This window comes from Achromobacter maghribensis (assembly GCF_057334215.1).
Genome location: NZ_JBHFII010000035.1, coordinates 42,966 through 62,090, shown reverse-complemented (window position 1 = coordinate 62,090; position 19,125 = coordinate 42,966). Strand labels below are relative to the sequence as shown.

The 19,125-nt window shown below is 66.9% G+C and carries 20 protein-coding genes and 1 riboswitch; of the genes, 15 read left to right on the top strand and 5 right to left on the bottom strand.

Features of this window, described 5'->3' with window-relative positions:
* Nucleotides 1-23: 23 nt before the first annotated feature.
* The 10 genes from ACE039_RS14680 (at nt 24) to ACE039_RS14635 (ending at nt 9,350) form a co-directional block, all read left to right on the top strand.
* Entirely contained in the window at nt 24-1,217 is a 1,194-nt protein-coding gene (locus tag ACE039_RS14680; protein WP_310034061.1) for an ABC transporter substrate-binding protein, read from the top strand.
* The gene (locus tag ACE039_RS14675) at nt 1,214-2,128 is read left to right on the top strand and encodes a branched-chain amino acid ABC transporter permease (protein WP_416028825.1); all 915 of its coding nucleotides are present in this window, start codon (nt 1,214-1,216) and stop codon (nt 2,126-2,128) included. Before ACE039_RS14680 ends, ACE039_RS14675 begins: the two co-directional genes overlap by 4 nt.
* Entirely contained in the window at nt 2,125-3,111 is a 987-nt protein-coding gene (locus ACE039_RS14670) for a branched-chain amino acid ABC transporter permease (RefSeq protein WP_310034064.1), read from the top strand. Before ACE039_RS14675 ends, ACE039_RS14670 begins: the two co-directional genes overlap by 4 nt.
* Nucleotides 3,101-3,871, top strand: a complete 771-nt coding sequence (locus ACE039_RS14665; protein WP_416028821.1) for an ABC transporter ATP-binding protein — start codon at nt 3,101-3,103, stop codon at nt 3,869-3,871. The genes ACE039_RS14670 and ACE039_RS14665 overlap by 11 nt, the downstream gene beginning before the upstream one ends.
* Complete coding sequence (locus ACE039_RS14660) at nt 3,858-4,550, top strand: ABC transporter ATP-binding protein (RefSeq protein ID WP_485822675.1); 693 nt, start codon at nt 3,858-3,860, stop codon at nt 4,548-4,550. Before ACE039_RS14665 ends, ACE039_RS14660 begins: the two co-directional genes overlap by 14 nt.
* 64 nt (nt 4,551-4,614) lie before the next feature.
* Nucleotides 4,615-5,376, top strand: a complete 762-nt coding sequence (locus ACE039_RS14655) for a GntR family transcriptional regulator (protein WP_448708251.1) — start codon at nt 4,615-4,617, stop codon at nt 5,374-5,376.
* Nucleotides 5,369-6,253 carry an alpha/beta hydrolase gene (locus tag ACE039_RS14650; protein WP_485822674.1) on the top strand — a complete coding sequence of 295 codons (885 nt, stop codon included), beginning with the start codon at nt 5,369-5,371 and terminating at the stop codon, nt 6,251-6,253. The genes ACE039_RS14655 and ACE039_RS14650 overlap by 8 nt, the downstream gene beginning before the upstream one ends.
* Nucleotides 6,254-6,289: 36 nt before the next feature.
* Entirely contained in the window at nt 6,290-7,204 is a 915-nt protein-coding gene (locus ACE039_RS14645; protein WP_105559498.1) for a LysR family transcriptional regulator, read from the top strand.
* Between the two features lie 145 nt (nt 7,205-7,349).
* Nucleotides 7,350-8,342 carry a Bug family tripartite tricarboxylate transporter substrate binding protein gene (locus tag ACE039_RS14640; RefSeq protein WP_332009278.1) on the top strand — a complete coding sequence of 331 codons (993 nt, stop codon included), beginning with the start codon at nt 7,350-7,352 and terminating at the stop codon, nt 8,340-8,342.
* A 63-nt stretch (nt 8,343-8,405) separates the two neighbouring features.
* Entirely contained in the window at nt 8,406-9,350 is a 945-nt protein-coding gene (locus tag ACE039_RS14635) for a M14 family metallopeptidase (protein WP_485822673.1), read from the top strand.
* A 142-nt stretch (nt 9,351-9,492) separates the two neighbouring features.
* Here ACE039_RS14635 and ACE039_RS14630 read toward each other — a convergent pair whose 3' ends face one another.
* The 3 genes from ACE039_RS14630 to ACE039_RS14620 all read right to left on the bottom strand — a co-directional run bounded on the left by ACE039_RS14630 (nt 9,493) and on the right by ACE039_RS14620 (nt 12,592).
* Nucleotides 9,493-10,014: a lipocalin family protein gene (locus tag ACE039_RS14630; RefSeq protein WP_310034071.1), complete on the bottom strand. Its 522-nt coding sequence runs from the start codon at nt 10,012-10,014 to the stop codon at nt 9,493-9,495.
* 80 nt (nt 10,015-10,094) lie between these two features.
* On the bottom strand, nt 10,095-11,666 hold the full coding sequence (gene gshA, locus ACE039_RS14625; protein WP_313456845.1) for a glutamate--cysteine ligase: 1,572 nt from the start codon (nt 11,664-11,666) through the stop codon (nt 10,095-10,097).
* Nucleotides 11,667-11,698: 32 nt separating this feature from the next.
* The gene (locus tag ACE039_RS14620; protein WP_485822672.1) at nt 11,699-12,592 is read right to left on the bottom strand and encodes a lysophospholipase; all 894 of its coding nucleotides are present in this window, start codon (nt 12,590-12,592) and stop codon (nt 11,699-11,701) included.
* A gap of 60 nt (nt 12,593-12,652) precedes the next feature.
* Here ACE039_RS14620 and ACE039_RS14615 point away from each other — a divergent pair, with 60 nt between their 5' ends.
* Nucleotides 12,653-13,210, top strand: coding sequence for a hypothetical protein (locus ACE039_RS14615; RefSeq protein WP_105559492.1), 558 nt, complete (start codon nt 12,653-12,655; stop codon nt 13,208-13,210).
* On the opposite strand, the gene ACE039_RS14610 is transcribed toward ACE039_RS14615, so the two are convergent.
* Complete coding sequence (locus ACE039_RS14610) at nt 13,200-13,418, bottom strand: helix-turn-helix domain-containing protein (protein WP_310034162.1); 219 nt, start codon at nt 13,416-13,418, stop codon at nt 13,200-13,202. The two genes, ACE039_RS14615 and ACE039_RS14610, sit on opposite strands and share 11 nt — an antisense overlap.
* 277 nt (nt 13,419-13,695) lie before the next feature.
* On the opposite strand from ACE039_RS14610, the gene ACE039_RS14605 reads away from it, so the two are divergent.
* The gene (locus tag ACE039_RS14605) at nt 13,696-14,595 is read left to right on the top strand and encodes an AEC family transporter (protein ID WP_105559490.1); all 900 of its coding nucleotides are present in this window, start codon (nt 13,696-13,698) and stop codon (nt 14,593-14,595) included.
* 28 nt (nt 14,596-14,623) lie between these two features.
* Here ACE039_RS14605 and ACE039_RS14600 read toward each other — a convergent pair whose 3' ends face one another.
* Entirely contained in the window at nt 14,624-15,631 is a 1,008-nt protein-coding gene (locus ACE039_RS14600) for an Ldh family oxidoreductase (RefSeq protein WP_313456852.1), read from the bottom strand.
* Between the two features lie 135 nt (nt 15,632-15,766).
* A riboswitch (SAM riboswitch) is annotated at nt 15,767-15,848 on the top strand.
* Between ACE039_RS14600 and metX the strand changes: the two genes are divergently transcribed.
* The 3 genes from metX (at nt 15,838) to ACE039_RS14585 (ending at nt 19,070) form a co-directional block, all read left to right on the top strand.
* The gene (metX, locus tag ACE039_RS14595) at nt 15,838-17,100 is read left to right on the top strand and encodes a homoserine O-succinyltransferase MetX (RefSeq protein WP_485822671.1); all 1,263 of its coding nucleotides are present in this window, start codon (nt 15,838-15,840) and stop codon (nt 17,098-17,100) included. It overlaps the preceding riboswitch by 11 nt.
* Nucleotides 17,097-17,711, top strand: coding sequence for a methionine biosynthesis protein MetW (gene metW / locus ACE039_RS14590; RefSeq protein ID WP_105559488.1), 615 nt, complete (start codon nt 17,097-17,099; stop codon nt 17,709-17,711). The genes metX and metW overlap by 4 nt, the downstream gene beginning before the upstream one ends.
* A gap of 75 nt (nt 17,712-17,786) precedes the next feature.
* A complete protein-coding gene (locus tag ACE039_RS14585; protein ID WP_485822670.1) occupies nt 17,787-19,070 on the top strand; it encodes a muropeptide transporter in 1,284 nt (427 codons plus the stop codon).
* Nucleotides 19,071-19,125: the final 55 nt, after the last annotated feature.

Here is a 19,125-nt window from a genome sequence, read left to right as displayed (position 1 = left end):
ACGCTGTGTTCAAGGGGAAAAACATGATCAAGAAACAAAAAGTGGGCGGCGTGGCCGCCGCGTTGTCCGCCGCATTGGGCGCCATCGCCGCGATGGGAGCCGCGCAGGCCGCGGACCCCGTCAAGATTGGCTTCATCGCCACGTTGTCCACGCCGGCCGGCTACATCGGCGAAGACGAGCGCGACGCCTTCAACCTGGCGATCAAGCAAGGCGGCGGCAAGCTGGGCGGCGTGCCGGTGCAATTGGTCATTGAAGACGACGGCCTGAAGCCCGCCAACGCCAAGCAGGCGGCCGACCGCCTGCTGCAATCGGGCGTGAAGCTCTTTACCGGCGTGAATTTCTCGAACGTGCTGGCTGCCGTCGTGCCCAGCGTGGTGAAGTCGGGCGCGTTCTACGTGAGCCTGAACCCCGGGCCTTCGAATTTCGCTGGCGAAAAGTGCGATCCCAACTACTTCGTGGCGTCCTATCAGAATGACGCCTTCCATACGGCCGGCGGCGTGGCGGCCAACGAACTGGGCTACAAGCGCGTGGTGCTGCTGGCGCCCAACTACCAGGCCGGCCGCGACGCGATCGAAGGCTTCAAGCGCACCTACAAGGGCGAAGTGGTGGCCGAGATCTACACCAAGCTGGACCAGTCCGACTTTTCGGTGGAGTTGGCGCGGGTGCGCTCGCTGGCGCCCGAAGCCATCTACCAGTTCCATCCGGGCGGCACCGGCATCAACTTCGTCAAGCAGTACGCGGCGGCGGGCTTGAACAAGAGCATCCCGATGCTGATGCCCAGCTTTTCGATGGATGCGCGCATGATCCAGGCGACGGGCGACGCGTCGGCCGGGTCGTACACCACCGGCATCTGGTCGCAGGACTTCGATAATCCGCAGTCCAAGGCATTCGTGAAGGCGTTCAAGGAAGCCTACGGCCGCGTGCCGACGGACTACGCGATGCAGGCATACGACACCGCCAACCTGATCGGCGCGGGCCTGAAGGCCACCGGCGGAGACCTGTCCAAGGCGGCGGAGTTCCGGGCGGCGCTGCGCAAGCCGGCGTTCACGTCCTTGCGCGGCACGTTCAGCATGAACACCAACCAGCATCCCATCCAGGATCTCTACCTGATGCGCATCGGGAAAGACAGCGACGGCACCTTGTCGCCGCATCTGGTGCGCAAGCTGGTGGCCGACGATAAGGACGCCTACGCTCAATTCTGCAAGATGCCATCATGACGCTTCTGTTCGAACAGCTGCTGAACGGCCTGCAGTTCGGCGCCATGCTTTTCATGCTGGCGGCCGGACTGACGCTGATCTTCGGGATCATGGGCGTCGTGAACCTGACCCATGGGTCCTTCTACATGGTGGGCGCGTACTGCGCGGCCTACGCCATCGGCACCACCGGTTCCTTCCTGGCGGGCGTGCTGGCCGCGTTGCTGGGCGCGGGCCTGTATGGCGTGTCGGTTGAAGTGCTGGTGATCCGCAAGCTGTATAAGCGCGACCACCTCTACCAGGTGTTGGCCACCTTTGGCCTGCTGCTGTTTTCGAACGAGGCGGTCAGCCTGATCTTCGGCCGGCGGCCGCCGCTGGTGAGTATCCCGTCGTTTCTCGAAGGCGCGGTGACGCTGGCGCCGGGGTTCCAATATCCGGTGATTCGTCTGTCGTTCATCGCGATCGGTGCGCTGGTGGCCATAGGCCTGTGGTGGCTGGTCAACCGCACGCGCATCGGCATGCTGATCCGTGCCGGCGCCGACGACCGCGAAATGGTGGACGCGCTGGGCGTGGATATCCGCAAGTTGTACACGCTGGTATTCGGCCTGGGCGCTTTGCTGTGCGGCCTGGCGGGCGTGATGGCCGCGCCGTTGCTGGCCGTCGAGATCGGTATGGGCGAACGCATCCTGATCACCACCTTCGTGGTCATCGTGATCGGTGGCGTCGGGTCGGTGCGCGGCGCCCTGGCGGGCGCCTTGCTGGTGGGCATGGTGGACAGCCTGGGGCGGGCCTTCCTGCCGCAGTTGTTGTCCACGGTGTTCTCGCCCGCCACGGCGGACCCGCTGGCCGCTGGCCTGGCGTCGGCCAGTATCTATGTACTGATGGCGATCGTGCTGATCGCCAAGCCGGGCGGCTTGTTTCCGGCGCGAGGATGATGATGGCAAAGACTCTTTCGAATCGCGCCCGCTGGGGCCTGGGCGGCCTGACCGTCCTGATTCTGCTGCCGGCCGCGGCGCTGGCGTCGGGTTCGCCGTTCTTGATCGGCGTGGTGACGCGCTTCCTGATCTACGGGCTGGCCGCGGTCAGCCTGGACCTGGTGATCGGGTACGGCGCCATGGTCAGCTTCGGCCACGCCATGTTCTTCGGGCTGGGCGGCTATGCGGTGGGCATCATCGCCTTCCATACCGCCGAAGCCGGGCCGATCTTTGGCTGGGCGGGCAGCAACGCGGCGCTGGTGGTGTGGCCGATCGCGCTTGCCGTATGCGCGCTGGCGGGCTGGATCTTCGGCTACCTGGCGCTGCGCACCCGGGGCGTGCAGTTCATCATGATCACGCTGGCGTTCGGCCAGATGGTGTATTTCGTGCTGGTGTCGTTGCAGTTCTACGGCGGCGATGACGGGCTGATGATTCCCCAGCGTAACGTGTTGCCGGGCATCAATCTGGAAAGCCCGACGGTGTTCTATTACGTGTGCCTGGCGGTGCTGACGGCGTGGACGCTGTTCTGCATCCGGGTCACCAATTCGCGTTTCGGCATGGTGCTGCAGGCGCTGCGCCAAAGCGAACGGCGCGCGGTGAACCTGGGCGTGGCGCCTACCCCGTACCGGTTAAGCGCCTTTGTGCTGTCCGCGGTGGGCACGGGGCTGGCCGGCGTGCTGTGGGCCAACTATGCCGGGCTGGTGACGCCGGACATGGCCGCGTGGACCAAGTCGGGCGAATTGATGGCCATCGTGATCCTGGGCGGCGTGGGCACGCTGCTGGGGCCGATCGCGGGCGCGGCGGTGTTCCTGGGCCTGGAGCAGCTGCTGTCGTCCCTGACCGAACACTGGTTGCTGTACATGGGGCCGATCCTGGTGCTGGTGGTGTTGTGGGGCCAGAAGGGCCTGTTTGGAAAACTGCTGGAGACCCGTCATGCCGACTGATGCAAGCACAAGCCTGCTGCGCCTGACGCAGTTGCGGAAGGCTTTTGACGCGGTGGTGGCCACCAACGGCGTGGACCTGGACGTGCAGGCGGGCGAGATCCACGCCATCATCGGCCCCAACGGCGCCGGCAAGTCCACGCTGATCGCGCAGATCTGCGGCGAGATCCGGCCAGACTCCGGCAGCATCCACCTGAACGGCCAGGACGTGACGGCGCTGCGCGCCTTCGAGCGTGCGCGCCTGGGCCTGGGCCGCTCGTTTCAGATCACCGAGCTTTGCCACGAATACACCGCGCTGGAAAACGTGATCCTGTCGCGCATGCTCAAGGGCGGCCGGGCCTTCCAGGCCTGGACCAACCCGCGGCATGACGCGGCACTGAAGGCCGATGCCATGCAGTGGTTGACGCATGTGGGCCTGCAAGACCGCCGCCATGTGCGGTCGGCGGACCTGGCGCACGGCGAAAAACGGCAGCTGGAGCTGGCCGTGGCGCTGGCGCGCTCGCCGCGGCTGTTGCTGCTGGACGAGCCCATGGCCGGCATGGGGCCCGAGGAGTCGGCGCGCATGACGCGGTTGCTGCAAGGCATGAAAGGCGACTACGGCATCCTGCTGGTCGAACACGACATGGATGCCGTCTTCGCCCTGGCCGACCGCATCAGCGTGCTGGTCTATGGCCGCGTGGTGTTCAGCGGCACGCCCGACGAGGTGCGGCGCCATCCGGAGGTGCGCGCGGCCTATCTGGGAGAAGAAAATGTTGACGGTTGACGGGCTGACCGGCGGTTACGGTTCCAGCAAAGTGCTGTTCGGCATGTCGTTCGAGGCCAGCGAAGGCGAGGTGATTTCGCTGATCGGCCGCAACGGCATGGGCAAGACCACGACCATCAAGACGTTGATGGGCATGCTTCCCGCCACCGGCGGCGCCGTGCAGTTCCGTGGCCAGACGCTGGGGAAGGCCGCGCCCAGCACGATCGCGCGGCTGGGCGTGGGCCTGGTGCCGGAAGGGCGGCGCGTGTTCGGCTCGCTCTCGGTGCAGGAAAACCTGGTGGCGACGGCGCGTTCGGCCAAGGGCGGTTGGGACCTGGAACGCGTCTATGCGTTGTTTCCGCGCCTGAAGGAGCGCCGCGCGCAGTCCTCGCGCACCTTATCCGGCGGCGAGCAGCAGATGCTGGTGGTGGGCCGCGCGCTGATGACCAACCCCAAGCTGCTGATCCTGGACGAAGCCACCGAAGGGCTGGCGCCGCTGATCCGGCAAGAGATCTGGCGCTGTCTGCGGGCCTTGAAAGGCGAGGGGCAGACCATCCTGGTCATCGACAAGAACCTTCCCGAGATGGCCACTCTGGTTGACCGCCACTACATCGTGGACAAGGGCCGGGTGGCGTGGTCGGGCAAGCCGGCCGAGCTGTCCGCGCAGCCGGAACTGGCGCAGTGCTATCTGGGGATATGACGCAGGTAGAATGACCCGCCCGCGTGCGGGCCGGCGGGAAAACCGCCGACATCTGGAGAGCATGTTGAAGCCAAGAATCAAAGCTTCCCGCCAGGACGACGCAGGATCGGACGGGAATGCTGAAGTAGAGGAAATCACGCTGTCCGAGCAGGTCTACCGCCTGCTGCGGCGCGACATCATGAGCGGCGCCTTCGCACCCGGCCAATCCCTGCGGCTGGAACTGCTCAAGCAACGCTACGGCAGCAGCTTTTCTCCCATCCGCGAGGCGCTGAACCGCTTGCGCAGCGAACGCATGGTCATCAACACCACGTCGCGCGGGTTCAGCATTGCGCCGTTGTCGGTCGAGGAAATGTGGGATGCCTGTGAAACCCGCATCCTGATCGATTGCGATGCGCTGCGGCGTTCGCTGGCCAACGCCGACGATGCCTGGGAAGCGCGGCTGGTTGGCGCCTTCCACGCCTTGACGCTGGCCGCGCAGCGCGCAGGCGACGCGCACCCGCCTTCCGAAGCGCTGGAGGAATTGCTTGAGGCGCGGCACCTGGATTTCCACCATGCGCTGATTGGCGCGTGCCGCTCGCATTGGCTGCTGGACCTGTCCACGCAGCTCTACGCGCAAACCGAGCGTTACCGCCGGCCGGCGCGTGCCGGCGCCACGGCCTACGGGCCAGAGCGCAATGTCGACGACGAGCACCGCCAGTTGCTGGACGCCGCGATCTCGCGCGACGTCGAGGGGTCGATCGCCATGCTGGCGGCGCACTACCGCAAGACCGCGCAATTCATCGAACGCATCATTTCGCAGCCCGACACGCAGGCCCGCCATGCATGACACGGATATCGACCTTTTCTTTTCCACTATCGCCGAACGCGAAGTCCAATACAACGCGCGCGAATCCGTGCCGGATTTCGACGCTTGCGTGCGGCGCTATGCCGAGTCGTCGGCGCGCGTGCGCACGCGCCGTCCCGCCGTGCTGGATCTGCGCTACGGCATGGGCCACGACGAACGGCTGGATTTGTTCCTGCCCGCGGCCTCGCACGCGCCGGCGCCGCTGTTCGTGTTCATCCACGGCGGCTATTGGCGGGCGCAGCGCAAGGAAGACGCGCCGGTAATGGCCGAGGCGTTCAATGCCGCCGGCGCCGCCGTCGCGACGCTTGAGTACACGTTGGTGCCCGAAGCGACGCTGGGCGAAGTGGTGCGCGAAGTGCGTTCCGCCGTGGCGTGGCTGTACCGGAACGTCGCCGCCTACGGGGTGGACCCGAACCGTCTGTACGTCGGCGGCAGTTCGGCCGGCGGCCATCTGGCCGGCATGCTGGCCGCGCCCGACTGGCCCGCCCGGTACGGCGTGCCGGACGATGTGATCAAGGGCACGCTGGCGCTGAGCGGGCTGTTCGATTTGCGGCCACTGTGCGACATCCTGCCCAATACATGGTTGCAGCTGACGCCCGAACAGGCGGCTCACCAGAGTCCGATCTTCCACCTGCCGGAACGCGCCGGCCCGATGCTGCTGGCCGTGGGCGGGCTGGAAACGCAGGGTTTCAAGAACCAGACCCGTGCGTTCGAAGCCGCCTGGAACGGGGCAGGCCTGGCGTCCACGCGCATCCCCACGCCGCACTGCAACCACTTCGATCTGGTCAACGAACTTGAGGACCCGGCCAGCGAACTGACCCGGGCCACATTGGCGATGATGGGGCTGGGCGCGCGTTGAGCGTGCCGGCGGGGCAATCGCGTAAGCTTCCCCTTCATGGCCGACCTGAAACTCCTTGAAGACCTGATCGCGTTGGCGCGCACCGGCAGTTTCGTGCGCGCGGCCGAACTTCGCCACGTGACCCACCCCGCTTTCGGGCGGCGCATCCGTGCGCTGGAGGCCTGGGCAGGCGCGCCGCTGGTCGAACGGCAGCATTTGCCGGTCACCTTGACGCCGGAAGGCGAGGCGCTGCTGAAGACGGCCACGCAGGTGGTCGAGCAGATGGGGCTGGTGCGTCACCGCATCCGCAGTTCCGGCGCCGGGGGCGAAGCCGTGTTGCGCATCGCTACCGGACGCAGCCTGGCCCGCACGCTGGTGGCGGACTGGATCGCCCGGCTGCGGCACCGCACGCCCAAGGTGCTGACCGAAGGCACGCAGGTGGAACTATCCACCGGCAAGGCGCAGGACCTGGTGGTGCGGCTGGAGCAGGGCAAGGTGGACTTGCTGTGCTGCTACGAGCACCCGGCGCTGTCGGTGCCGCTCAGTCCGGCGCGCTATCGCTACATGACGTTGGCGACTGACAAGCTGGTGCCGGTCAGCCAGGTGGATGCGCGCGGCCGCGCGCGCTATGCCTTGCAGGACGGCGGCGCGCCGGTGCCGTTGATCACGTATACCGGCGGTCTGGCGATGGAGCGCATCGTCGGCGACCGCCTGGAGACCACGCCTTACGCGTTGACGCCATTCGTGCGCAGCGATTCCCTGGACGCCGCGCATGGCGCCGTGGCCAAGGGCGTGGGCGTGGCGTGGCTGCCGTGGTCCATGGTGGCGGCCGATTGCCGCCGGGGTGCGCTGGCCGCGCTGGGCGGGCGCAGCGAAGAAATCGCCTTCGAGGTGCGCCTGTACCGGCCACGCGCGCGGCTGACGGACCTGGCGGAAGCCGCCTGGGAAGCCACCGCCAATCGCAAGGCCTGACGCGCAAGCGCCGTCGCCAAGCCGGATAAGCACGAAGATGTGCTGTTTTGGCACGAACGGCACGGGTGTGCCCCGTGAAAATACGGGGCTAAACCTCAAACGAGACGGCAACGCCGTCCACTCACAGCACCCCAAGGAAGAAAACATGACGTCCATTCTGCATCCGCTGCGTGCAGCGCTTGTTGCGCTCTGTGCCGCCTCGGCCCTGGCGGTCGCGCCTGCCGCGTCCGCCGCCGATTACCCCGCCCGCAGTGTGTCGCTGATCGTCGGCTATCCCGCCGGCGGCAGCCTCGATCTGACCGCCCGCCTGTTGGGCGAAGAACTGGGCAAGCGCCTGGGCCAGACCGTGGTGGTGGAAAACGTGGGCGGCGCCGGCGGCACGATCGGCGCCCAGCGCGTGGCGCGCGCCGCGCCCGACGGCTATACGATTTTCCTGGGCTCCACCAATGAAATGGTGATCGCCCGCATGATCAACACCGCGGTCAAGTACGACAGCGCAAAGGACTTCACCCCGTTGGGGCTGGTGGCGTCGCAGCCGATGCTGCTGGCGGCCAGCAAGAATTCGGGCGTGAAGACCGCGGCCGATTACCTGAAGAAGCTGCGCGGCGCTGAACCCGGCACCTTCAACTATGGTTCGTCGGGCGTGGGCACCACGCTGCACCTGGCGGGCGAAATGATCAACCAGGCCACCGGCACCCGCGCCGAGCACGTGCCGTACCGCGGCGTGTCGCCGCTGGTCACGGACCTGATGAGCGGCCAGCTGGACTACGGCATGCTGGTGCTGTCCTCGGGGCTGCCGCAAGTGCGCAGCGGCAATATCGTGGCGCTGGGCCTGACCGAAAACAAGCGGTCGCCGGCTGCGCCCGAGATCGCGCCGCTGGCGGCAACGCCGGGCTTCGAGTCGGTCGACATCAACCTGTGGTTCGCGCTGTACGGCCCGGCCGGCTTGCCCGAGCCCGTCGCCGCCAAGCTGCGCGGCGTGCTGGATGAAACGCTGAAGTCGGACGCTTTCCGCGCCAAGATGCAGGAAGCCGGCGGCGAAGTCGCCAAACCGGGCATCGACCTGGCGGCCTATCAGGCGGAAGAAACGAAGAAGTACGGCGCCTTGGTCAAGGCGGCGAAGATCGAGGCGCAATAACCCGGCTTCCGCCGTTTCAGGCTTTCACCCATCGCCATACCAGGCAGACAAGCGGACATCATCATGGAATTCAAGCTTCCCGTTCCCGACCTGAGCGCCGAGCGCGCCGGCAACACCGATACGCCGGGCGTCTGGCATTTTGATTCAGGCGTGCCGGGCCGGGCGCTCATGGTGTCCGCGCTGGTGCATGGCAATGAACTGTGCGGCGCCTGGGCGCTGAAGGATCTGCTGGCTGCCGGCGTGAAGCCGCGCCGCGGCAGCTTGACGCTGGCCTTCTGCAACCTGGATGCCTTCGACCGGTTCGACCACGCCAACCACGACGCCTCGCGCTTCGTGGCCGAAGACATGAACCGCGTCTGGAGCGCCGAGCGCCTGGACAATCCGACCACGCCGGACCGCCAGCGCGGCGCCGCACTGCGCCCGTGGGTGCAACGCGCGGACTGGTTGCTGGACCTGCATTCCATGCACGAGCCGGGCGCGCCCTTGCTGCTGACCGGCGTCCTGCCGCGCAACATCGCGCTGGCGCGCCGCCTGAAGGCGCCGCAACACGTGATCGTGGACGCGGGCCACAAGGACGGCGTGCGCATGCGCGACTTTGCGCAGTTCGGCGATCCCGCACGCGAAGATGCGTGCGCCTTGCTGATCGAATGCGGGTTCCACGGCGAGCTGGCCTCGCGCGATGTGGCGCGCGACATGGTGGCGCGCATGCTGGTGGAATCCGGCGTGATTGACGCGGCGGACGTGCCCGCCGGCTGGCTGATGCCCGATCCCGCCGCGCAGCGCGTGCTGGAAGTGACCGATGCGGTGGTTGCGCCGTCGATGGACTTGCGATTCGCGCAAGGCTGGACGGGGCTTGAAACGCTGGAGCAGGCGGGTTCGGTGATCGGTTGGGCGGATGGCCAGCCCATCGTGACGCCCTACGACCATTGCACGCTGATCATGCCGTCATTGCGGCAGTTGAAGCCCGGCGTGACGGTAGTGCGGCTGGCGCGAGACTACGCGGGCTGATTGCCGCCAGGATGGGCGTCGTGCAAGCGTTCGTTTGCGAGGGCCCGACTGCAAGCGCCGTCTGCAAGCGCCCGTCTGCAATGACCCGGCATTTCAGCGCGGGCCACCCATCAAGCATCGGTTTGGTCGGGCAGAGCCCGCGTTATTTCTGCGGCGTGTAGCGCAGTTCGTCCAGCTGGTATCCCTGGGCGGTTGCGGCGGCCAGCGCCTTGTCCAGTTCTTCCTTGGGCAGTTGCGGCGAACGCGCCAATATCCACAGGTATTTGCGGTCGGGCGTGCCGACGACGGCCCAGCGGTATTCCGGGTCCAGGCCGATCACCCAGTAGTCGCCTTTGAACGGCTTGGCGAACGACACTTCAAGCTTGGCGTTGTTGCTGCCTTCCACGACGGTTGCGGTGCCCGATGCCGAATCGATATCGCCGTCCTTGGTGCGACAGCGGTTGTTCACGCCCACGGTGCCGTCGGCATGCACGGTGTATTCGGCGGTGGTGTCTCCCACGCAGTTGCGCTGGAAGAACATGGGGAAATTCGCGATTTCGTACCACATGCCGGCGTAACGCTTCAGGTCCACCGATTCCACGGTCTGCATGGCCGGCGGCGCGGCATGGCTGATTCCCGCCATGCTGGCAGCCAAGGCCAGCAAGAATGTTGCAGTGCGGCGCATGGAAAAAACCTCCTGATTGACTGACGTGGTTCGCAGCGCCGGCCAAGCGGACGCCGCGAACCTGAACCCTAACGATACGCCTATTTGCGCGGGGCCTTCAGCGCCTCGTGGTAGCGCGCGACATAGGTGGCGAAATCCACCGTGTCCGACTGTTCGATGCGCTGCTGCTCGATCGCGGACTGCGCCGCGGCTTGCTCATAGGCGGCGGCAAGATCCGGCGGCAGGGCTTGCGCGCGCAGCGTCTCGGCGTGCTGGCGGCTTTGCTGCAGCGAATAGTCATGGAACGACAGGCCGCTGCGCTTGAGCGAGTCCAGCAGACGCGCCGACGGCGTGGCGTCCGGCTGATCAAGCTTGGCGCGCTGCGCGTCCAGCGCCTCGGCGTAGGCGCTGCCGCCCAATGCGGAATCGAACAGCGCCGCGTACGGCGCGATCTGATCCAGCAGTTCATGGCCCCACTGCGTCAGCCCCACCGGCTGGCCTTCGCGGTCCAGCATCAGGCCGGGCTTGCGGCCTTCCTTGACCACCATCGAGAAGTTGTCGGCGCTGCGTTGACAGTAGCCGTTGGCGGGGAAGAAGGGGCTGTCGGAAGCCGTGCAGAACAGCAGGAACGCGTCGACGAAACGGCTGGTGCTGGCGTCGATGCCCACGGGCGAATCCGGGTCGATGTCCAGGCAGCGCACTTCCACGTATTGCACGCCACGTTCGGCCAGCGCCGTGATGGGGCGTTCGCAGCGGCCGGTGGCGCGCTTGGGGCGGATGCTGGAGTAGTACTCGTTTTCGATCTGCAGTACGTTGGTGTTCAGCTGAATCCATTCGCCGTTTCGGTGCGTGCCAAGCTTCTGGTAATCCGGCCAGGGTTGGGTCACGGCGTCGTAGAGGCGGCCCAGGAACGTGTCCAGGTCGTTGTAGCAAAGCTTCAGCTGCGACTGCGCCTTGTTCTGGTAGCCCAGGTCGCTCATGCGCAGGCTGGTGGCGAAGGGCAGATACAGCGTGTGGTCGCCCAGGCGTTCAAGCGGATGCTCGCGGCCGCGCAGGAAGTCGCTGGCCAGCGCGGGCGCGGCGCCAAACAGGTACATCAGCAGCCAGGAGTAACGCGTGAAATTTCGGATTAATCCGATATAGCCGCGCGAACGGCGATCCTGCACCGAACCCGGTTGGGTATCCAGCACGGACCAGAGGTCTTCGGTCAATGAAAAGTTGTAGTGCACGCCGGCGATGCATTGCATCGTCTTGCCATAGCGCTCCGCCAGCCCGCGGCGGTACACGTGCTTGAGCATGCCGGTGTTGGACTTGCCGTACCAGGCGATGGGGATGTCCGCTTCGTCGGGCAGGGTGGCGGGCATGGACTGGTTCCAGATCAGTTCATGGTCCAGCACGCTGTAGACGTGGCGGTGGGTATGGGTAAGTTCAGCCAGCAGCGCGTCTACATCCGTGTGCGTGCCGGTGATCAGTTCAAGCAGCGATTCGGAATAGTCGGTGGTGACGTGTTCGTTGGTCAGCGCTGAACCCAGGCCGGCCGGGTGCGGCGTGCGGGACAGGATGCCCTGTTCGTCCACGCGCAGGCCTTCTTTCTCGATGCCTCGCAGCGTCTGGGTCAGCAGCGAGCGGTTGGCCTCTAGGCGGGAGAGGCGATTGGCGGCGGTATCAGTCACGGATTCTTCTCGTTGGGGTCTGTCGCCGGATTTTACGGGGTGCCGGCTTCCTGTGCCGAGGGAGCCAGTACTGGGCGCAGGGACAATGCCTGCGCCGTGCGGGCCAACCACTCGTCCAGATCAGCATAAACCGGATCGGAAATGGGAGCGGTTTCATTGAAGATCTCGTGCCAGGCGGTGTCGTACCAGCGCAGCGTCAGCAATTCGGCCGGGGCGCGCTGGGCGAACTGACGGCTGCCTTCGGCCGCGACGATGGAGTCGTCGCCCGCCACCATCAGCAGCGTGCGGCAGGGCAGCAGCCCGGCTTCGCGCAGGGCCTCCTGGCCGCCTTCGTCCACGAAGCGGGCCAGTCTGCCCGTCATGCGGCGCCGCACCAGGGGGTCGGAACGGTAGGCTTTCACGACGGCCCGGTCGTGCGAGATCCGGGCGGGCGCCAAGCCGTGGGGCACGCGCAGGTCGGGCGCGTGCAGGGACATCCAGGTAAGGGTGCGGCGCACCCACAGCGGCACGTTAACCACGAACGGCGGCGAGCTTAGTACCAGGGCGTCCAGCTCGGCCATGCGGTGTAGCGCGATCCGCACCGCCACCAGCGCGCCCAGGCTGTGGGCCAGCAGGATCGGCGGCCGGCCCTGGGCGCGGGTCCAGGCGTGCAGCCGGTCGACGGCGTCGGTGACGAGGTCTTCCTGGTGGCTCAGCGTGGCGGCCGCGCCGCCCGAGCGGCCGTGGCCACGATGGTCGTGCGCGCCCACGGCCCAGCCGCGGGCGGTCAACCAGCGGGCCAGCCGGTCGTAGCGCCCGGCGTGTTCGCTAAGGCCGTGCATCAGGTAGATGCTGGGCGTGCCCGGGCCGGTGATCGGCGGCGGCACGTTCGGCGCGGCGGACCAGACATAATTGGCCAATAACGTGCCGTCGGGCGCGGGGGTCATGGAAATCGGCGACAATTTCTGGATTCCTTGAAATGGATAGACCGTCCAGGTCCTCGGGTAATGACGATTTCATCGCTGTTTCGTTTCATGATCAAGAAAGCCGGCGTCTTTGTGGGGGTGGCGCTGGTGTTGGCTGCGTGTTCGCCCCGTTACAACTGGCGCGAAGTCGACGTGGCGGACGGTCATGTGCGTGCCGCGTTTCCGGACCGAGTCATGACGGACACCCGGGATCTGCGCCTGGATACCCATTCCTTGCGTTTTACCCTGGCGACCGCCACCGTGGGGGAAGCCGTGTTCGCGATCGGGTCGGCCCCGCTGCCGCCGGAGATCGCGGCGGACCCGACGGCCAAGCAGGCGCTGGCCCGGGCGCTGGTGGTGTCGCTGTACGCCAACATGCAGGCCCCGCCGCCCACGGAATGGCCGGCCAATGGGCAGGACATCGAGGTGCACGGCAAGGCCATGGGCAAGCCGGGATGGTTGCAGGCCAAGGTCTGGGTGACCGACACCATGCTGATCGAAGCCGTGGCGGCGGGCACGCAGGAAAGCTTGCCGGCGGAACGGGCGCGCGAGTTCCTGCGGTCGGTGGTGGTCAATCCGGCCAAGCCCGTCAAGCCGTGACGGCATCCAGCAAGCCCTGCCGCAGCGCCGCCACGACCGCGGCCCGCCGGCCGCGCACGCCAAGCTTGGCGCAGGCGTTGCGCAGATGGAAGTTCACCGTGCTTTCGCTGACGCCCAGGATGCGCGAGGTTTCCCAGCTGGTCTTGCCTGCGGCGGACCAGTACAGGCAGGCGGCCTGGCGGTCGGACAGCGCTTTGGCGGCCGGCAACGCCGACAGCGAGGTCAGTGGCGCGATGGGCGGATGGAGCGCGGACAACGGTGTGGACAAAGGCCCGGACAAGGGCCCGGACAAGGGCGTGGACGGCGCCTGCAAGGACGTCTGCAACAAGGGGCGGTACGCGGACAAGCGGCGAAGGGCGGTCATGGCGGCTGTGGGCTGGACGCCCTGTAGTTGACGTGTTGCCCCATGCTGCGGCCCACGCCGCTGGCAGGCAAGCATTGATGCCGCGGCGCATCAAACTCTTTATCTCTGACGGAATAGTCGTATGTTGGCCATCACCCAGTTCTACCTGTCAGCCATCGTGCTGATGCTGCCCTTGCTGTCCTGCGTGGGCATCGGGGTGTTCTGGGGCAAGCGCGACATTCCTTTCGGCGGCGCGTTCATCACCACGCTGGTGACGTCGGTGACGACGCCGGCCCTGGTGTTCCACACGTTCGTCACGACCCATCTGGACGACCGCGCGCTGGCCGATGTGGCGGCAGCCACCCTGCTGGCGCTGCTGCTGTGCGCGGTGGTCGGCGGGCTGCTGCTGAAAGTATGGAAACTGCCCGTGCGCACCTTGCTGCCCACCGCCTTCCTGCCCAACGCCGGCAACCTGGGCTTGCCGATTTCGCAATTGGCGTTCGGCGATGCCGGCCTGTCGGTGGCGGTGGCGTTCTTTGCGGTGAACTCGTTCGTCATGCATACGGTCGCCGTGCGGCTGCTGCCCGGCGTGAACACCAAGGGCAGCTGGAAAAGCCCCATTCTCCTGGCCTCGGTGGTGGCGGTGGGAATGCGCGTGCTGCACATTCCCGTGCCGGAATGGCTGATCGAGACGGCGCGCATGCTGGGCGCCGTGACCGTGCCGCTGATGCTGTTAAGCCTGGGGCACGCCCTGGCGCTGATTCCTTCCAACGGCCTGCGCGACGGGGCCAAGGTGGCGGCGATCCGGCTCGGGGTGGGCCTGGCGGCGGGGCTGGTGGTGGTCTGGGCGCTGGATCTGGAACCCGTTCTGGCGGGGGCGTTGACGCTGCAGATGGCCATGCCCTGCGCGGTGGTCAGCTACATGTACGCCAAGCGCTATACGCCGCTGGGCGACACCGCGGCGGGCGCGGTGCTGGTGTCCACGGTGGTGTTCTTGCTGCTGGCGCCGCTGATGCTGTGGTTCACCCGCGCCGGGGCCTAGGGCGCAGGCGGGTGTGCCCGGGGCGGCGTCAGGCCACGCCCGCCATGGTCCGCAGTTGCGCCATCAGCGCGTCCGGGATGTCCACGCCATGCTTGACCGCTTCGTCGCGCAGTTTGCGGCGGCGGTCGCCGGGCAGGCGCACGCCGTCGTCTTCCAACATGGCATCGACCAGCGTTTCGACGCGTTCCAGATAGACGTTGTTGCCCGCCAGCGCGCCGGGATCGATGGCCATGAAGGCCTGCCCCAGCCGGGCTGGGCCGCCCGCGTCCACGAAAAACGATTCCGTTTCGAAGCCAAAGTGCGCGCCCGTCAGCGCGCAGGCCAGCAGTTCGACGATCAGCGCCAGCATCGCGCCTTTAACGCCGCCCGCGGGCAGCATGCTGCCCGCCAGCCCCGCCTTGGGGTCGGTGGTGGGCTGGCCGGCTGCGTCAAGCGCCCAGCCCAGCGGAATGGGCTGGTTGTCGCGCGCGGCGATCATCAGCTTGCCGCGCGCCACCTGCGACAGCGACAGGTCGATCACCAGCCGCGCGCCGTTGCGGCGGGGGAAGACCGCAGCGATGGGGTTGGTGCCGAAAAGCGGCCGTTTGCCGCCCCAGGCGGGCATGGCGGCTGGCGAATTGCTAAGCGCCAGCGCGACCAGGCCGGCATCGGCCAAGGCTTCCAGGTGATAGCCGGCTTCGCCGAAATGGTGGCTGTTGGCCACGCCGATGAAGGCGATGCCGTGTTCGCGCGCACGCGTCGCGGCCTGCTCCACCGCCAGGGCGCAGGCGGGGAAAGCCAGGCCCGAGCCCGCGTCGATCAGGGCCGCGCCGCCGCGCTCGTGCACGACGCGCGGCACCGCCGACCCGATGGCGCGGCCTGCGCGCAAGTGGCCGGCGTAGAACGGCACGCGAGACAGCCCGTGGGAACTGAGGCCCTGGCTTTCAGCGAAGACCAGCGCGCGGGCCGTGCTGTCCGCCATCGCCGGGTTGGCGCCGGCGGCGGCCAGGCCAGCCGCCGCCAGGTGTTGAAGTTCGTCCAGATAGATGTGAGCCATATCCTTTCCGTCAGGGGGGCGCGCCGCGTCGGGAAGGGGGCGCCGCCGGTAAAGGCTATTGTCCCACCGGCGGGCGGGCTGCTGCCACGGCCGCAAGCAGTGCTAGAATTCTTTTCGCAGTACCCATTGCATGACCCATATTTCGGCGCCGATTTGCCTGATCCGCTTGCGGGCGCCTTCCAATAAATCCAGCTAAAGAGGTCCGTATGACCACTCCTGCCCAACATTTGGCCGGTGATTCGGCCAGCGGGTTCGTTCCCGCAACCGTCACGACTTCCGACACCGTTGATCCCGGTTCCGTCGGTCTTGTCGCACCCACCTTCATCCGTTTCGATGAGCCGCTGCCATTGCTCAGCGGCCAGTCGCTGGCTGCCTACGAACTTGCCGTGGAAACCTACGGCACGCTCAACGCCCAGCGCACCAACGCGGTCCTGATCTGCCATGCGCTCAATGCCTCGCACCACGTGGCGGGGCAGGCGGCGGACAACCCCAGCGACCTGGGCTGGTGGGACAACATGGTGGGCCCCGGCAAGCCGGTGGACACCAACCGCTTCTTCGTGATCGGCGTGAACAACCTGGGCTCGTGCTTCGGTTCGACCGGGCCGGCCAGCATCAACCCGGCCACCGGCAAACCCTGGGGCGCCGCGTTCCCGGTGCTGACGGTGGAAGACTGGGTGCGCGCGCAGGCGCGCGTGGCCGACCACTTCGGCATCGACCGCTTCGCGGCGGTGATGGGCGGATCGCTGGGCGGCATGCAGGCGCTCAGCTGGGCCATCACGCTGCCCGAGCGCGTGGCCCATTGCGTGGTGATCGCCAGCACGCCGCGCCTGTCGGCGCAGAACATCGGCTTCAATGAAGTGGCGCGCCGCGCCATCATCACCGATCCGGATTTCCACGGCGGCGACTACTACGCGCAGGACACCGTTCCGCGCCGCGGCCTGTCGGTGGCCCGCATGATCGGGCACATCACTTACCTGTCGGACGACGACATGGCCGAGAAGTTTGGCCGTGCGCAACGCGCGCCCGCAGAAGATGGCGCGTACCGCTATGGCTACGACGTCGAATTCGAGGTGGAGTCGTACCTGCGCTACCAGGGCGAGAAGTTCACGCGCTACTTCGACGCCAACACCTATCTGCTGATCACCCGCGCGCTGGATTACTTCGATCCCGCCCGCACGACGGGCGGCGACCTGGCACGCGCGCTGGCGCCGGCCAAGGCCGATTTTCTGCTGGTGTCGTTCTCGACCGATTGGCGCTTTCCGCCTGAACGCTCGCGCGAGATCGTGCGCGCGCTGCTGAAGAACGCCAGCCCCGTCACCTACGCCGAAATCGACGCGCCGCACGGCCACGACGCCTTCCTGCTGGAAGACGCGCGCTACCATGCCGTGGTGCGCGGCTATTACGAACGGATCGCGCGCGAGCTTGGGCTTGGCGACGCCGCCGCTCCGACCGAAGGACGCTCCGAATGACCCCTGTGACCCCCCGCTATGCCCACAGCGCGCTGCGGCCCGACCTGGCGCGCATTGCAGGATGGATCGAGCCCGGCAGCCGCGTCCTGGACTTGGGCTGTGGCGACGGTGCGCTGCTGGCGCACCTGCGCGATCACCGCCAGGTGCGCGGCGCGGGCGTCGAACTGGACGACACCTGCGTCATCGCCTGCGTGCGTCGCGGGGTCGAGGTGATCCAGCAAAACCTCGAAGACGGCCTGGCGCTGTTCGACGACAAGCAGTTCGACACGGTGGTGCTGTCGCAGACCTTGCAGTCGATGCACCACACCGAACACATCCTGCGCGAGATGGCGCGGGTGGCGCGTTACGGCATCGTGTCGTTTCCCAACTTCGGCTACTGGCCGCACGGCTGGGCCATCCTGCGCGGCCGCATGCCGGTGACGGGCCAGATGCCCTACCAGTGGTACAACACGCCGAACATCCACCTGTGCACGCTGCGCGATTTCGAACAGCTGGCGGGCGTCGTGGACGTGCGCATCCTGGAACGCGCGACCTTCAATGAAGGCCGCGAGGTCAAGCTATTCCCCAGCTGGCGCAGCACGCTGGCGGTCTATCGCTTCGCGTCGCCCTGACATTCCGACACCGATCGTCCTGACGGCGCGGCCGAACAAGCCCTAAAATGCCGCAAGCCCGCGGCGCGATGCCAGTTGCGCCGCGCCGGCGCGTTTCAGGAGACCGTCATCACCGCTGTATCCAACGTCTACACCAGCCCCCGCGTGGCCCCCTTGCTGGTCCTGGGCTTTGCCAGCGGATTGCCGTTGGCCCTGACCAGCGGAACCTTGCAAGCCTGGGCAACCGTGGAAGGCGTGCCGCTTCAGGAAATCGGTTTCCTCACCCTGGTGGGCACGGCCTACACCATCAAATTCCTTTGGGCGCCCCTGGTCGACCGGTATGTGCCGCCCTTGCTGGGCCGCCGCCGCGGCTGGATGCTGGTGACGCAGTTGCTGCTGGCGTTGACCATCATGGCGATGGGCATGATGTCGCCGTCGACGGCCCTCATGCCGCTGGCGATGCTGGCGGTGCTGGTGGCTTTCCTGTCCGCCACGCAGGACATCGCGTTCGACGCCTATTGCACCGACGTGCTGCGCAAGGAGGAACGCGGCGCCGGCGCCGCCGTCAAGGTCATGGGCTACCGCCTGGCCATGATTGCCTCTGGCGGCCTGGCGCTGATCCTGGCGGACCAATGGATCGGCTGGGGCTATACCTATGTGCTGATGGGCGGCCTGATGCTGCTGTGCGCGGTGGCGACACTGCTGGCGCCCGAACCCGAACACGTCGTCCTTGCGCCCCGCAGTCTTCGCGAGGCGGTCGGCGAGCCGCTGCGCGAATTTTTCACGCGGCGCGGCGCGCTGGCGGTGCTGTTGCTGATCGTGCTGTACAAGCTGGGAGACGCCTTCGCGGGCGCCCTGTCCACCACGTTCCTGATCCGCGGGGCGGGGTTCACGCCCACCGAAGTCGGCACGGTGAACAAGGTGTTGGGGCTGGCCGCCACCATCGTGGGCGCGCTGGCTGGCGGCTCGCTGATGTCGCGCTGGGGTCTGTACCGGTCGCTGATGGCATTCGGGCTCCTGCAAGCGGTGTCCAACCTGGCGTACTGGCTTATCGCGATCAGCCCGAAGAATCTGTGGCTGATGGCAACGGGCGTCGGGATCGAAAACCTGTGCGGCGGGCTGGGCACCGCGTCTTTCGTGGGCTTGTTGATGGCGCTGTGCCGCAAGCAGTTTTCCGCGACGCAGTTCGCATTGCTGTCGGCGTTGTCGGCGGTGGGCCGCACGTATCTGGCGGGGCCGCTGACCCCGCCGCTGGTGGGGTACATGGGCTGGCCAGGCTTCTTCCTGGTGACGGTAGTGATCGCGCTGCCAGGCCTTGTGCTGCTGAAGATGCTGCGCGGCACGATCGACACCATGGAAAGGCAGGGCGACCAGGCGTAAGGGCGCGTCGGCCGGTCCTTCCGGAATTCACGCCCTCTGCACAAGAAAATCGGGG